This is a genomic window from Leisingera sp. M523 (assembly GCF_025141335.1).
In the GTDB taxonomy this organism is placed as follows: Bacteria; Pseudomonadota; Alphaproteobacteria; order Rhodobacterales; family Rhodobacteraceae; genus Leisingera.
On sequence record NZ_CP081036.1, the window covers coordinates 3050013 to 3064033 of the forward strand.

The following is a 14021-nucleotide window of genomic DNA, read 5'->3' on the forward strand; positions in this document are numbered from 1 at the left end:
ACGCCACCTATGCCTGCCCGCCCGGCGCCGCCAGGGGCAAGTTGCCGCAGCGCAGCGATTGCGGCGTTGCAAAGATGATCTCCGTCAGAACGCCAACGGCTTCACTCCTCCTTCTGCTGCCGCCGCAGCCAGCTGGTCAGATTGCGCGCCTCCCGGCGCAGCACGCCGGGGCGGGTCACGATGTGATAGCCCCGGTCTGCGCCTTCGGTGAACAGTTCCAGCAACCGCCCGCTGTCCAGATCCTCGGCAACAAACTCCCGCACACTGACTGCCACCCCCTGGCCCGCCCGCACCGCCTGCATCAGCAGATTGCCGGGCAGCCGGGTGCGCGGCCCGCGCAACGCCTCGGTGACACCGCGTGATTCCAACCAGCGCGAGGCCTCCGAGGTGCCCAGCTCTTCGAGCCAGGGCAGATCCAGCAAATCCTCCGGGGATGCCACCTGCCGCCCACCCAGAAGACTGCCGGCCGCAATGACCACCATCGGCGATTGCAGCAGCATCCCGGCCTCCAGACCCGGCCAGCTGCCGTCGCCATAGCGGATGGCAATATCCACACCGCCCGGCTTCAGCTCGACAATCTCGCCCCGCGGGTCCAGCACCAGATCAATCTCCGGATGCTCTGCCTGAAACCCGGCCAGCCGCGGCATCAGCCAATGCGCGGCAAACATCGGCGTGCAGGTCACATGCAGCGGCCGGGCAGCCCCAGCGGCGGAAATCTCCTGCACCGCCGCCTCGATCGCGCCAAACCCCAGATGCAGCGCGCGGGCCAGATGCTCCCCGTCCGGCGTCAGTGCCAGCGCCCTGCCGCTGCGGTCCAGCAATGCCGCGCCCAAATGCGCCTCCAGTGCGCGCAGCTGCTGGCTGATGGCAGCGTGGCTGACATTCAAAGCTGCCCCTGCCCGCACCACATTCCCGGTCTCAGCAAAGGCAGTAAAAGCTCTGAGCGCCGCCAATGGCGGCATGTTCAGCCAATCCATATGTAACTCAGCCTTACATAACGCTATTCCATTTAACTCGCAGGAATCGCGCATTCACGCAAGTATCAGAAACAGACGCCAGGATAGGAGGCACTGAAATGCTGATTGATATCTATGCCCGCTCGATGATGACCGCCACGCGGCAGGACTGTGTAAGGCTGCGGGACCTGCCTGCGCCACGCCCCCTGTCCCGCCCTGCAGGCAGGTTCACCTGGTTGATGCGCTGGCTGGCAGCAAAGCCGCCGAAAACCCGCTGCATTCATCCGCAGAACATCTGACGCCCCGGCCAAGAGAGAAGAAAGAAAAAGCGCCGGTTTTCCAGGAAACGCGCGAACAGATCGGAAAACCGGCGCATGACCCCGTTCAGCCTGCACGTCGGCCTTGCGGGATATCATGCTGCCCAGGAGGGCTGTTAAGCCAAGCAGCAATCTCTTTCACCTGTGGTTTTACCCGGTTTGCCGCCGGCAAAGTTTGACACGGATCAAAAAGGCGCAAATTAATTGCCCGGCTCCGGGAAAAAATCTACGCTCGGTCTTATGAACATCGAAACGCGCGAACAGGCGGTCACCAGTGACCGTGCACCGCTGACGGCGGCCGAAGTCGGCGCCCTGGCGCATTTGTACCGGGGCGAGATTTACCGCAGCACCGTCTGGCGCACCCGGCTGGACACCACCACAAACTGGGCGGTCGTCACGCTGGGCGTGGCACTGTCGATTTCCTTTTCCTCGCCCGAAGCCTCGCCCCTGCCGCTGATCCTGGTGGGGGTGCTGATCATCTTCTTTCTGATGCTGGAGGCCCGCCGCTACCGCTATTTCAACGTCTTCCGCGCCCGCGCCCGCTGGATGGAGACGCATTTTTATACCTCGATGCTGAAGGAGGGCGACCTGCATCTGGAAGATCATTGGCAGGACGTTCTGGCCGCGGATTATCTGCGGCCCCAATACCATGTAAGTGTCATGACTGCGATCGGACGGCGGATCCGGCGCAACTACTTTTGGATCCTGCTGATCCAGTCACTGGCCTATGCGGGCAAACTGGTGGTGCATCCAACCGCTGTCCTGTCCCTGCAGCAAGCGGTGGACCGCGCTGACATCGGCCCGTTTCCGGGCGAACTGGTGCTTGGCACCGGTGTTTTCTATGTGCTGCTGTGGGGCAGCATCGCCTGGTGGAGCACCAGAGCCGACGCCGCCCGCGCCCGCAAACGCAGCTCGATGACGTCGATGGGCTAAGGGGCATCCCGCACTGAATCTCTACAGCCGCTTAGCGCTGGAAGCTACCTAAGCAAAGCCTTGCTGTGGCTGGTTGCTCACGGGACTTTGCTGCCATTGCCCTTCCAGGCGATTGCTGACGCAGCATTCGCTTGCAGGTGCGGCAAGCTAATCGCTGCGTTGCACCCGTCGTCGCGAGACCGGCCATTCAAAGTCACTCTGAGGCGCGGAATTCAAACCGTCCTTTCGCTGCAGCCAGGATCTGCCAACGAGGAACGGACATTGTTGCCATCCGCTCTCTTGGTCTGGATGACCGCAGCCAGCCTGTTCTGTTGAAAAACCCGGGTTGTTTTGGGTGTTGAGTGCTGATTCACTTTCCGCGAGGCAAGCGGAGGTGCGTGGCAATGATGGGGCCACGGCAGGAAGCGCAGGGCGCGCTGTTCTATGAGTTCCCGATCGAGGATCATGTCCCGCAGGATCACATGCTTCGGGCGATAGATCGGTTCGTCGACCTGTCTGGCATCCGGCGGCACCTGGCTCCTTTCTACAGTTCGGCCGGCAGGCCGCCGGTTGATCCGGAACTGATGATCCGGATGCTCCTGGCCGGTTACACGATGGGCATCCGCTCGGAGCGGCGGCTCTGCGAGGAGGTGCATCTCAACCTCGCCTATCGCTGGTTCTGCCGCCTTGATCTGACCGGCCCAGTGCCCGGCCATTCGACCTTCTCAAAGAACCGGCACGGCCGTTTCCGCGATAGCGATCTCTTGCGGCATCTGTTCGAGACGGTGGCCGCGCGCTGCATCGAGGAAGGATTGGCGAGTGGTCAGCGCTTTGCGGCGGATGCCAGCCTGATCCAGGCCGATGCCAAGATGCCAACCGGCAGAACTCGCCGCCGCAAGCGGACTGGGCCCCCGAGAAGATCAACCCCGAGAACGCGCCGCGCGCTGTCAGGGAGGATCTGGCGGCGCTCGGCGATGCGGCCTTCGGCGCGGCCAGCCCGGTAAAGCCGAAGTTCACCTCGCATTCCGATCCGGCCTCGCAATGGACCGGCGCACGGGGTGGACCCGCTTATTTTGCCTATTCCACGAACGACCTGATCGACACCGGCAATGGCGTGATCCTTGATGTCGAGGCGACCCGCTCGATCCGGCAAGCCGGGGCCGGTGCCGTGCGGACAATGGTGGATCGGGTGAGCGATGCCTTCGACCTGAAACCTGGCCGCCTGATCGCCGATACCGCTTACGGCACGGGCGAAATGCTCGATTGGCTGGACCGGCAGCGCGGGATCGCACCGCATATCCCGGTGATCCACTGCCCGGCAGGGCATTGCGCAGCAATGTCCAGAGAGGGGACAAGTCCGGGCGCAAGGACGGCACCTTTGAAAGGGCCGGCTTCACCTACGATGCCGGGAACGACGCCTGCATCTGCCCTGGCGGCAAGGAGCTCAAGCAATACCGGCGCGCGTTCACGACACCCAGATCAGGCGACAATAAGGACGGCACCCTGCGCTACCGGGCCCGCAAACCAGACTGTGAGGCCTGTGCCCTGAAGCCGCGGTGCTGCCCCTACTGAAGTGGCCCGCCGTTATGTTTAGGAAAACGGAGGATCAGTGAACGAAGGTCCGGCCTTCAACAGACGGCCAAAAACGTGACAAAATCAAGCTGAGTTTTGCCAAAGGTTTTTGGCACGATATTTTTCCATGACTCTGGTGTAGGGGTGGTCAGTGACAAAAACGACCGTTTTTTTTGCCGGGTGGTTTTTTCAGGTTTTTTTGTCCATCTAACATTTCGTTTTTAGCTTAACTCGGGAGAAGTAAACTTAGAGAATTCAATGACCCGTAACCGGCGGCGGCGCCCCACGTTGTAGCGCCTATCCGGTGCTGCGAGATCTTGCACAACTCATAGTGGGGAGTGCGTTTCGCAATGTGCGCTACAAATTCGTTTCTAATTTCGTTGGGTGTCGAGATCCACGCGTCGGGTCACCGGCGGTGGCCGGATGAAGCCAAGGCCCAGGCAGTGGCGGATACGCTCGAACCGGGCGCGACTGTGAATGGCGTGGCGGGTGCGGTCGCTGGAGGCGCGCCGCCCGGCTGTGGCAGAGTGACTCGGGCAGCCGAAAGCCTGCTCCCAGAGGGGCAGAACAGGGTATGGCCCGGCCATGTCCAGCGCCCCGCCCATCGACCTTTCTGCCATTCCCGAAGACCAGCGTGACGCTGTCCTGGCAGTGCTGCGCGAGCGGGATGCGCTTCGGGAGGCCAACAAACGCCTGGAGCACCTCGTCGCCGAGCTGAACCAGGCCGTGCATGGCAAGCGGTCGGAGAAGCTGAGCGAGGAGCAAGCCATTGATGCGCCATTGGTTCGAGCGACAATGGCGGCCGGCAGCTGGCCTTCGCGGATCTCGAGACCGCAGTGGCCGAGGTCGAGACGCAGCAGGACGCGCAAACGGCCACTGGTCCGGCGCCGCAACCGGGGCAATCTGCCCAAGGACCTGCCGCGGATCGAGAGGGTGATCGAGCCGGACAGCCTGGACTGCCCATGCGGGTGCGGCGAGATGCACCGGATCGGCGTCGTGCCGCAGGCACGCCTTTGGCGTGACGACCGCACCGAGCGGTTGGATATTATTCCCGTGCAGCTCCGCGTCATTCACTGCCCGGCAGTGCATGTTTACATGCTCGAGAGGGATCACCGTCCGGCCCAAGTATGCCTGCCGCGCCTGCGCCGAGGGCGTCACCTAGGCACCGGCCCCCGCGCACCTGATCGAGGGCGGTTTGCCGACCGAGGACGCCATCGCGCATGTGCTGGTCAACAAGCTCTCGGATCACCCGCCTCTATATCGCCAGATCCAGATCCTGGCGCGGTCCGGGATCGACATTCACCGCAGTACGCTCGCCGATTGGGTTGGCACCGCCGCCTGCCACCTCGGTCCCGTAGTCGACCGGCTTGCCCGAGCACCTGGAGGGCTCGGGCAAGCTGTTCATGCCCTCTCGGCAGCATGCTGCGCATGCGCCTGCCGGGTAATAGACGAGACCACGGCGCCGGTCCTGGACCCGGGCCGCGGCCGGACAAAGACCGGATACCTTTGGGCGCTGGCCCGGGACGACCGCGGAAGGGGCGGCGATGACCCGCCCGGCGTGGTGTTCACCTATGCTCCCGGCCGCGCCGGGCAGAACGCGGAACAGATCCTGCAGGGCTTTGATGGCATCCTGCAGCTACCCTCCCGGCAGCATCCTGCGGATGCGCCTGCCGGGTGACAGACGGCTATACCGGCTGCAACCGGCTGACGCGCCCCTCGCGGAAAGGCGCGCGCCGGTCACCGTCGCGTATTGCTGGGCGCATGCCCGCAGGAAGCTGAAGGAGGTCTTCGACCGCGACGGCACCGTGTTGGAAGCACGCCTCCGGCATGACGATCGCCGCCGAGGGGCTGCGCCGGGTTGCGGAGCTTTACCGCATCGAGGGTGAGATCCGCGGCATGGACCCCGACCAGCGGCTGTCGGCCCGGCAGGCCCGCGCCGCGCCGCTGGCCGCCGGGTTCGGAGAATGGCTGCAAAACCAGCGCCGCCGGATCTCCTCAAAGTCGCGTCTCGGTGAGAAGCTGGCCTATATCCACCGCCAGTGGGGCGGGCTGCAGACCTTCCTTCACGACGGCCGCGTCGGGACCGGCTCCAATGCCCCTCTCGGCAGATTGCTTCGCAATTGCCTGCCCGAGAACCTGATCCGCCCGATCGCAGTTGGTTGGTCATTATGCACCCCCTTCGTAAGCGCTTGGAAACATTGATAGCTGGTCGTCGAGGTCAGCGCGACACGGGCGTCCTTTCCGTGCGAGAGCGTTTTTGACCTTATCCGAATGCAGGTCAGCCGTCCGGATTTGGTACGGCGCGCCATCGACCACCTGATTTGCGGGCAGAATACCGTCCTTTATCAGTTTGCGGATGACGTGATTGGTCACACCGAGCTCTTTCGCTGCCTCGGTCATTGTGCGCCACGGGCCATCCTTGTCAGCAGACAGGTATCCGTGAATGTCATTCACACGCCGGATGGATGAAACGCGTTTCGCATTCCAGGTCTTGCCCTGGCCAGTCTGCATTCCCATGCGGTTTAGACAGGCAGCAATCGACTCATCCGGCCAGCGTCCTGCCATCTCGCGAATGACTCCAAGCGCCTCTTCACTGGTGCGGGCATTGTGTTCGCCGCTCTTTGGCTTCTTGACGCGCAATTCCGTGTGCCGGCCGCCTTTCCAGTGGACGACCAGAACAATTTCGCCTGTATCGTCGTCGATATCCGCCACGATGTCTTCGATCAGCGTTCTGAGCAATCGTTGCTTGTCGCGCATGGAGGTCGCCGGAGCCGCCCAGGCGGCCTCAAGGTCCTGCGCCAGCCCCTCCAGGCGGGTGACATCCACGTCCGGGACTGCGGCAATCTCCGCATTCAGGCGCTGCTCGAAGCTTCGAACACGTCCCAGAGCCTCTTCCCATCGGTTCTCCAATTCCGCCGCGATGAGACGGTTATCCGGGTCACAGGCGGCGTAGCGCCGTTCCGCCAGAGATGCGTCGTACCGGGCCTGCTGCAACTCCATCTCGAGCACCAGCCGCTTGTCTTCCACGGCTTGGCTCAACATGGCACGTGCCTCGATAGCGGCGTTGATGGCAATTGGCGCCACGGCCTCAAGAACGGCCTCGGTGATGAGCTTGTCGGCCCGGAACCCGCCGAAGGTGATACAGCGCTTCTGTCCCAGAAGAAGGTTGGGGGTGTCGCAGCGGTAGACAGGGCGTGGACTGCGGCCGGTATAGACCACATGCAGCCGCCGCCCGCATCTCGAACAGCAGAGGAGGCCGGCCAGAAGCGCGCCGCCGCCGCGACCGGATTTGACCCCGCCGGCGCGCCCGAAAGCGTTCCTGGCCAGCTGTGCCTGATTGCGTTCATACTCCTCCCAATCGATATAGCCGGGGTGGTGATCCCTGATCACCACATCCCAGTCTTCGGGGGATTTGCGGTTCTTGTAAGTGACATGCGCGCGCCCGTCCCGGATTTCTGCTTGCCGGCCGGTCTTACCATAGGCGTAGACGCCCGCATAAAACATGTTCTTCAGCACGCTGATCACGTTGCGGTAGCGAATGGGCTGCCATTCGAAGCTCGTCAATCTGATACCATCGGAGGGTCTGGGGAAATGAACGCCCTCGGCAGACATGGCCAGAAGTACCTGCCGGGCACTTCCAAGCTCGCGAAACCGGCAGAAGATCTGCCGGACGACCTCCTGGATCCGGAGATCGGGATCGAACATCACCCCAGCGTCACGATCCCACAGATAGCCGGTCGGCGGGGTATAGCGCAGCTCTCCGCGGCGCGCTTTTGCGCGGGCGGCTTCAACCATGCGCGTGCGCAAGACGCCAAGCTCGAACTCGCTGATGCTGCCCTTCATGCCCAGAAGCAGCCGGTCATTGGGATGACGCGGATCGTAGACGCCGTCATGGTCCACGACACGCGCATCGACCAGGCCGCAAAGCTCCAGCATATGATGCCAGTCGCGGCCGTTGCGGGCCAGGCGCGATACTTCCAGGCAGAAGACGGCGCCGATCGAGCCCGAACACAGCATGGCCACGAGCCGTTCGAAGCCGGGGCGGGCGTGACAGCCACTGGCCGATACACCAAGGTCGTCGTCGATGACATCGATCCCGGCAAATCCATATCCGCGGGCCATCTCGACAAGATCGTATTGCCGGCGCTGGCTTTCGAGGTTCGTCATAACCTGGCTCTGCGTCGACTGGCGCACGTAGATCACCGCCTGACGCTTCAGCAGTTCCGGTGGAAACGTGAGGGCCATGTCATTCATTGCTGTGCCCTCCCGGACCGGCTTTTGCCGCGGTCAGCAGCAATTGCGCCAGGGCTGTCACCATCGACCGGTATTCCGGTTCCGTCAGCGATGGTGCCGGCGATAACGGCAGCGGCAACTGGGCTGGTGTCGAGGATCTGTGATGCTTCATTCGGGGCCTCCATGGGTGACCCGTCACCATTCAACCCTCGCCGGAAACCGAGGTGCCCGAGAACCGAATGAAGTTCGAAAAGCGCATCCGTGGACACCAAAGGTGCGCCAAGCTCGAAACTCTGACAAACCGAAGCATCCAGAATCCAAGCGGGTGCCAGGATCGCGATCCCCGCATCGCGCTCGATCCCAACATGTTGGCCATCACAGCGATTGAGCGTGCGGAAAACCTTCACGTCCGAGCCAAAATAGGCATGCCATCGATAATGAACCCGGTAAACTTGCCCGACATGGGCAGAATGAACGGGAACTGGCCCTGACCAGGAAGAACGCACTTTTTGCCGGTCACGACGAAGGCGGCCGCACCTGGGGCCGCATCGCTTCGCTCATCGCCACGGCGAAGATCAGCGGCGTCGCACCCTTCGCCTCCCTCCAGGCCACCCTCGAAGCCATCGCTGCAGGTCACCCTGCCAGCCGGCCGGCGAGCTCCTCCCCTGGAATTTCCAGCCGTCAAGCTGATCCCGCGTGGGGCGGGGGCAACGCTTACAAAGAGCCCGCTGAAGTTCAAGGGTTTAGCCCATTTCGCTGATGGCCGGTTCCGGCCTGTCCCTACCGCGGCGCCTGCTGCGTTGGCATTCGACGGCACTGAGCTCATTCTGACTGATGCTGCAGAAAAGACGAACGGCAGCATCAAAGGTTTGCAGAGCTTTGGATACCTGCAAGGCCTGAGACAGAGATCGGCGACTTGCAGACCTCTAGAAACCGGTCAATCAGCGCTGTCTGAACTGCTTGGCGCGAGCGGGCAATCACCACCCTGTATTGCCCGATGTTTTCCTTGAGCGGCCGCGCCACGATGGGGTCGCCTTCAGTTGTGTAGTCCTGTTTGGGCGGGAAGCCTGCAAGCGTAAAACCGAACCCCTTGCCGACGTAAGCCTGCACCAGCTCACGGGATTGGGACTGGAACGGAACCTCGGGGTGAACGCCCGCGGCCTGCAGCAGTTGCAGGTAGCTGGGGCCTGGGCCAGCAGGTGAGACGGAGATATATGGCAGACCGGTCAGGTCGGACAGGCTGATCCGGGCTTTCGCTGCCAAGGGGTGTGAGCCTGACAACAGAACCAGGGGCGGCAGCTCCAAAAGTACTTCAACCTCATGCCGACCGGGATCGAACCCCTGGTCAAAGACCACCAGCGCATCCACTTCGCCAGTGTCCAGCGCGGCCACCAATGCCGGATAGTCCGCTTCCTTCACCTCGATACGAACGCCCGGGTGGTTTTCGCGGAAAGCAAGCACCGCAGGCAGCACGATCTGCTGCGCCAGTGCGTGATGGGTGCCGATGTGGATCCTGCCAGCGCGGCCCGACGCAAGATCCGCGGCCCGCCGGTCCAGCGCCGAGGCCTGTACCAGCAGCGCCTCGGCCTGGGTGGCGAACGTCCCGCCAGCGCGGGTCAGCCGCATGCCTTGTGCCGGAAACCGGTCAAACAGGGTCAGGCCGGTGGCGGCCTCCAGCTTATCCAGAGCCGAGGCGACGGCTGCGGCAGAGACATTCAGCTGCCGCGCCGCCTGGGCAATACCGCCCTGCCGTGCGGTTTCCGTCAGGTAGGTGAGTTGGCGAAGGGTGAAGCGAACCATTGGGAAAATCTCTCTTTGAAACAGATTAAATCAGTTTTTCCAGCTTTTGGGCAGGCCCTATGCTGCCTGCAGGTAACAGCGGAGGATATCATGGACATTTTGCCAATGACCGGCGGGCTAGGTGCGGAAATCCTGGGGGCGGATATCCGCCGCAGCGAGGATTTCAGCGCCATCCGGGACGCCTTTGCGGAGTATTCGGTGATCGTGCTGCGGGGGCAGACCGCCGGACCGGGGGATCACCTGGCTTTTGCCCGCCGTTTTGGACCTGTGAATGTCAACCGGTTCTTCAAGCCGGTTGAGGGCCACCCGGAAATCGCCACGGTCCTGAAAGAGAAGGACCAGACAGAGGCCGTTGGTGAGGGGTGGCATACCGATCATTCCTATGATCAGGAACCGGCGATGAGCTCTATTCTTCACGCCATCGAGATGCCGCCCTATGGCGGCGACACGCTATTTGTCTCCATGGGCGCCGCCTATGAGGCGCTTTCAGAACCGATGCGCCGGTTTCTTGATGGTCTGACGGCCGTACACTCCTCGCGGCATGTGTTCGGCGCCGCCGCGATGGACAGCGAGGCCGTGAAATCGGGCCGTCTGGGCAATGCAGAGGCCGCCACCCAGGATGTCCGTCACCCGGTGGTCATCACCCATCCGCTGAGCGGAAGGCGCGGCCTTTTTGTGAACCCGGTCTTCACCACCCGCATTGAAGGGCTGAACCCGGAAGAATCCTCGGCGCTTCTGGCCATGCTTTATGCCCACTGCCAGCAGCCAGAGTTTCAATGCCGCGTGCGCTGGCGGGCCGGTGACATTACCATGTGGGATAATCGCGCCACCTGGCACAAGGCGATCAATGACTATCACGGCTTCCGCCGCCTGATGCATCGGGTCACCGTTGAGGGCGGCCCGCTTGCAACCACTCCCGCGGCCTGAGTCTTAGTGAATGTACCGGTATGACTAACAACAACCCTCAGGCAGAAATCAGTCGCCCCAATGTTATCCTGATCCTCGCGGATGACATGGGCTTTGCCGATCTCGGCTGCACCGGGTCTGAAATCCAGACCCCCAACATCGACGCCCTTGCGCGGGGCGGCGTGATGCTGTCTGCAATGTACAACTGTGCCCGCTGCTGCCCGACGCGGGCGTCGCTTCTGACCGGGCTCTACCCGCATAACGCCGGCGTCGGGCATATGGGCGCCAATCTGGGCACGCCTGCCTATCAGGGGTTCCTGCGCAACGACAGCGCCACCATTGCCGAGCATCTGCGCGCCAGCGGCTATGCGACGCTGATGTCCGGGAAATGGCATGTTGCAGGTGATTTCGAAGCGCGCGAGGTGGACAGCTGGCGGGTCGGAGACGTTGAGCATCCGACACCGCGCCAGCGCGGCTTTGACCGCTTTTACGGAATCATGGACGGGGCGACGCATTTCTTTTCGCCGCATTACATGCTGGAGGACGACAGCCGCGTCGAAACCTTCCCGGATGATTTCTACTTCACCGACGCCATCACCCATAAGGCCATCGGCATGATCGAAGGCGCGGTGGAGGCGGAGAAACCCTTTTTCCTCTACCTTGCCCATACCGCGCCGCACTGGCCGCTGCATGCCCACCCTGAGGACATCGCAAAATACGACGGCGTCTATGCCAAAGGCTGGGACCATATCCGTACCACGCGCCATGAAACGATGAACGGACAGGGCGTGTTCCAGTGCAGCTGGGACATCTCCCCTCGCGACAGCACTGTGCATGGCTGGGAACAGGAAAAGAACCAGGATTGGGAGGCCAGCAAAATGGCCACCTATGCGGCTATGGTGGACCGCATGGACCAGTCGATTGGCAGGTTGATCGCTGCTCTGAAACGGCTCGGGCAGTTCGAAAACACTCTGATCCTATTCCTCAGCGACAACGGCGGCTGCGCCGAATTCATGGCCGAGGACGGCTGGGCGAAGTTCTACCCGGACAAAACGCACGACGGCAGGCAGATCACCATGGGCAATGTGACCGGCCTGCGCCCGGGCGATGCCCAGACCTTTCAGAGCTATGACAAGCCTTGGGCCAATGTCTCCAATGCGCCGTTCCGCCTCTACAAGCATTATGTGCATGAGGGCGGCATCTCGACCCCTCTGGTGGCCCATTGGCCATTGGGGTTCAAACCGCGCGGCAATGCCCATGCGGCCTGTCATGTGGTCGATATCCTGCCGACCATCCTGGAAGCCGCCGGCGCCGCCTATCAGACCGAGATGGGCGGCCATGAAATCCAGCCGCTGCAGGGGGAATCGCTGATGAGCCTTTTTCAGGGCAAGGACTGGCAGCGCGCGCAACCGATCTTCTTTGAGCACGAGGGCAACGCCGCGATCCGGTTGGGGCAGTTCAAGCTTGTGCGGCTGCATGATTGCCCTTGGGAGCTTTACGACATCGAAGCCGACCGCACCGAACTAACCGATCTTGCGGGCTGCAACCCCGCCTTGGAGAAAGATATGTTCCGCCAGTATCAGGCTTGGGCGCAAACCGCCGGTGTCCTGGACTGGAACGAAGCGCTGCCGAAACTGCTGGCGGCGTGGAAGATGGAAACCCCTAATGGCTGAAACTGATAGCTAAGCGGCTACTGGGCCCCGCTTGGAAAAAGACCGGTTTTTTTAAGGTTTTTCGATGCGTGCCATGGCGCGAGGTATCGACGTGTACTGACTGTGGCCCGCGTTGGGAAACCCTGACAAGGAGGAGGCCGCGGAAGCTGGTCGGTGTCTATGGGGAAAGCGTTTCGCCGATGTTATTTTCCGGGAAGTGCTGACCGATTGGAAGCGGTTCTTTCCTTTGTGCCAAGAGCCTTGTTCAGCGCTGTCAGGCATCCGGGCATCGCCATTTCCCCGGTGCGCGTTGCTGGATGTTTGAGCTGCGGCATGATCCGGTGCAGGGCGGCACTGTCCAAAACCGCCTCACCGGCTCAGGCTGCTATTGAGCAATTTGATTTGCGTTCCATCATGCGGCCTGGTTCCTTGGCGGTGCGCGGGTGGTTGGCTTCTGGCCGCGCCGGAAGATCTCGATGATGCGCATGGGGCCACCGCAGTCAGGGCACGGCTCACGCAGTGTGAGCGGGATGATCTCGGTGCTTTCCTTGGGTTCCGGCGTCTGTTCCACTTCAAGTAGCTGCCGTATTTTTGCGATATTGGCTTTGCGGGCGAAACTGGCCTGCAGGCCGTAGTGACGGATGCGGTGGAAGCCATCCATTGCCCGGCAGGCGATTTGGCAGAGCCAAATCTGCCGAAAGGGGGCAGGACGTGGATCAGGAACCGGCGGATGAACTCGTCTGTGCTCAGGCGCATGACCTTTTGGCGGTCGCCTGATTTGACGCGGTAGTCTTTCCAGCGAAAGGCCACCGCCTGGGCATCCGCGCTGATGAGGCGGCTGCTGGAGATGGCGCCACGGTGGGTGTAGCGGCTGAGATAGCCCAGCACCTGCCCGGGTCCGCCGAAGGGCGGTTTGGCATAGACCATCCATTCGGTTTTGCGCTGCGGTGCGAGGTATCTGACAAAGGCCTCTGCATCCCCCAGTCCCCTCAGGTCGCCGAAGAAAGCAAGCTGCCCGGTGCGGTGCAGTGCCATCAACCCTTCGATGAACAGACGGCGAAACAGCCGCGACAGGACACGGACGTGTAAAAAGAACCCCGGCTTGCAGGCGCCCCATCTGGAGCCGTCCGGTGAAAGACTGCCACCGGGTACGATCATGTGAATGTGGGGATGATGCGTCATCGCCGATCCCCAAGTGTGCAACACGGACGTCATGCCGAAACGTGCACCCAAGCGCTTGGGATCGCCTCTCGGTGAGCAGGATGCCGTCCTGGGCGGCAAGGGCCTCCAAGGCCTTCAGCCGCTTCTTCATGGTTTCCAGATCGTTCAGCAGCCAGATCGAGCGGACGCCGGAAGACGACACCATGATGCCCTGCTGCTGAAGCTCCCACGAGGCGCGCTTCTGCCCCAGCGCCGGGTTTTCGATGGCCAGCTCGATCACTGCCTGCTCGACATGCTCCGGCCCCCGGTTCTTCAGGACCGGCTTGCGGCGGCTGAGATCCATCAGCGCCTGCTCGCCGCCCTGTTCATAGAGTTCCTTGAAGCGGTAGAAGCTGTCCCGGCTGTACCCCATCACCCTGCAGGCCTGCGAGACGCTGCCGAGCTGCTTGGCAAGTTCCAGCAGCCCCAGCTTCGGTTTGATGATCTTATCCTGAATACTCGTCATTGATCGG

Annotated in this window: 9 protein-coding genes and 6 pseudogenes; 9 read left to right on the plus strand and 6 right to left on the minus strand. The window is 62.3% G+C overall.

Annotated elements, in window-relative coordinates; all coding sequences use genetic code 11:
• Positions 1-101: 101 nt before the first annotated feature.
• Entirely contained in the window at positions 102-977 is an 876-nt protein-coding gene (locus K3557_RS15045; RefSeq protein WP_259994770.1) for a LysR family transcriptional regulator, read from the minus strand.
• A gap of 98 nt (positions 978-1075) precedes the next feature.
• Between K3557_RS15045 and K3557_RS15050 the strand changes: the two genes are divergently transcribed.
• From K3557_RS15050 to tnpC, 6 genes and pseudogenes are all read left to right on the plus strand, one after another.
• The gene (locus K3557_RS15050; protein ID WP_259994771.1) at positions 1076-1255 is read left to right on the plus strand and encodes a hypothetical protein; all 180 of its coding nucleotides are present in this window, start codon (positions 1076-1078) and stop codon (positions 1253-1255) included.
• Positions 1256-1513: 258 nt separating this feature from the next.
• Positions 1514-2206, plus strand: a complete 693-nt coding sequence (locus K3557_RS15055; protein ID WP_259989953.1) for a DUF2270 domain-containing protein — start codon at positions 1514-1516, stop codon at positions 2204-2206.
• 383 nt (positions 2207-2589) lie between these two features.
• Positions 2590-3751: pseudogene (locus K3557_RS15060) on the plus strand (IS1182 family transposase); the annotation flags it as partial.
• A gap of 356 nt (positions 3752-4107) precedes the next feature.
• The gene (locus tag K3557_RS15065) at positions 4108-4395 is read left to right on the plus strand and encodes a transposase (RefSeq protein WP_259999647.1); all 288 of its coding nucleotides are present in this window, start codon (positions 4108-4110) and stop codon (positions 4393-4395) included.
• Positions 4343-4627 (plus strand): annotated as a pseudogene (locus K3557_RS20635) (hypothetical protein); the annotation flags it as partial. The gene K3557_RS15065 and the pseudogene K3557_RS20635, both read left to right, overlap by 53 nt.
• Positions 4625-5854, plus strand: a pseudogene (tnpC, locus tag K3557_RS15070) (IS66 family transposase); the annotation flags it as partial. The pseudogenes K3557_RS20635 and tnpC, both read left to right, overlap by 3 nt.
• A gap of 69 nt (positions 5855-5923) precedes the next feature.
• Here the strand turns inward: tnpC and K3557_RS15075 are convergent.
• Together K3557_RS15075 and K3557_RS15080 are read right to left on the minus strand one after the other, a co-directional pair.
• Positions 5924-8011, minus strand: coding sequence for a recombinase family protein (locus K3557_RS15075; protein WP_259993711.1), 2088 nt, complete (start codon positions 8009-8011; stop codon positions 5924-5926).
• The gene (locus K3557_RS15080) at positions 8008-8397 is read right to left on the minus strand and encodes a hypothetical protein (protein WP_259993787.1); all 390 of its coding nucleotides are present in this window, start codon (positions 8395-8397) and stop codon (positions 8008-8010) included. Before K3557_RS15080 ends, K3557_RS15075 begins: the two co-directional genes overlap by 4 nt.
• A 68-nt stretch (positions 8398-8465) precedes the next feature.
• Here K3557_RS15080 and K3557_RS15085 point away from each other — a divergent pair.
• Positions 8466-8680 (plus strand): annotated as a pseudogene (locus tag K3557_RS15085) (transposase domain-containing protein); the annotation flags it as partial.
• Positions 8681-8851: 171 nt separating this feature from the next.
• Here the strand turns inward: K3557_RS15085 and K3557_RS15090 are convergent.
• Entirely contained in the window at positions 8852-9790 is a 939-nt protein-coding gene (locus tag K3557_RS15090) for a LysR family transcriptional regulator (RefSeq protein ID WP_259994772.1), read from the minus strand.
• A 90-nt stretch (positions 9791-9880) separates the two neighbouring features.
• On the opposite strand from K3557_RS15090, the gene K3557_RS15095 reads away from it, so the two are divergent.
• The gene (locus tag K3557_RS15095; RefSeq protein WP_259994773.1) at positions 9881-10717 is read left to right on the plus strand and encodes a TauD/TfdA family dioxygenase; all 837 of its coding nucleotides are present in this window, start codon (positions 9881-9883) and stop codon (positions 10715-10717) included.
• Positions 10718-10737: 20 nt separating this feature from the next.
• Positions 10738-12369, plus strand: a complete 1632-nt coding sequence (locus K3557_RS15100; protein WP_259994774.1) for an arylsulfatase — start codon at positions 10738-10740, stop codon at positions 12367-12369.
• A gap of 391 nt (positions 12370-12760) precedes the next feature.
• Here K3557_RS15100 and K3557_RS15105 read toward each other — a convergent pair.
• Both K3557_RS15105 and K3557_RS15110 read right to left on the minus strand, forming a co-directional pair.
• Positions 12761-13593 (minus strand): annotated as a pseudogene (locus K3557_RS15105) (transposase); the annotation flags it as partial.
• Positions 13580-14014: pseudogene (locus tag K3557_RS15110) on the minus strand (helix-turn-helix domain-containing protein); the annotation flags it as partial. The pseudogenes K3557_RS15110 and K3557_RS15105, both read right to left, overlap by 14 nt.
• Positions 14015-14021 lie beyond the last annotated feature (7 nt).

What these genes read in the sequence shown, in the direction of transcription:
- K3557_RS15045 (WP_259994770.1), bottom strand. Translation starts at nt 977, where the DNA reads ATGGATTGGCTGAACATGCCGCCATTGGCGGCGCTCAGAGCTTTTACT.
- K3557_RS15050 (WP_259994771.1), top strand. Translation starts at nt 1,076, where the DNA reads ATGCTGATTGATATCTATGCCCGCTCGATGATGACCGCCACGCGGCAG.
- K3557_RS15055 (WP_259989953.1), top strand. Translation starts at nt 1,514, where the DNA reads ATGAACATCGAAACGCGCGAACAGGCGGTCACCAGTGACCGTGCACCG.
- K3557_RS15065 (WP_259999647.1), top strand. Translation starts at nt 4,108, where the DNA reads ATGTGCGCTACAAATTCGTTTCTAATTTCGTTGGGTGTCGAGATCCAC.
- K3557_RS15075 (WP_259993711.1), bottom strand. Translation starts at nt 8,011, where the DNA reads ATGAATGACATGGCCCTCACGTTTCCACCGGAACTGCTGAAGCGTCAG.
- K3557_RS15090 (WP_259994772.1), bottom strand. Translation starts at nt 9,790, where the DNA reads ATGGTTCGCTTCACCCTTCGCCAACTCACCTACCTGACGGAAACCGCA.
- K3557_RS15095 (WP_259994773.1), top strand. Translation starts at nt 9,881, where the DNA reads ATGGACATTTTGCCAATGACCGGCGGGCTAGGTGCGGAAATCCTGGGG.
- K3557_RS15100 (WP_259994774.1), top strand. Translation starts at nt 10,738, where the DNA reads ATGACTAACAACAACCCTCAGGCAGAAATCAGTCGCCCCAATGTTATC.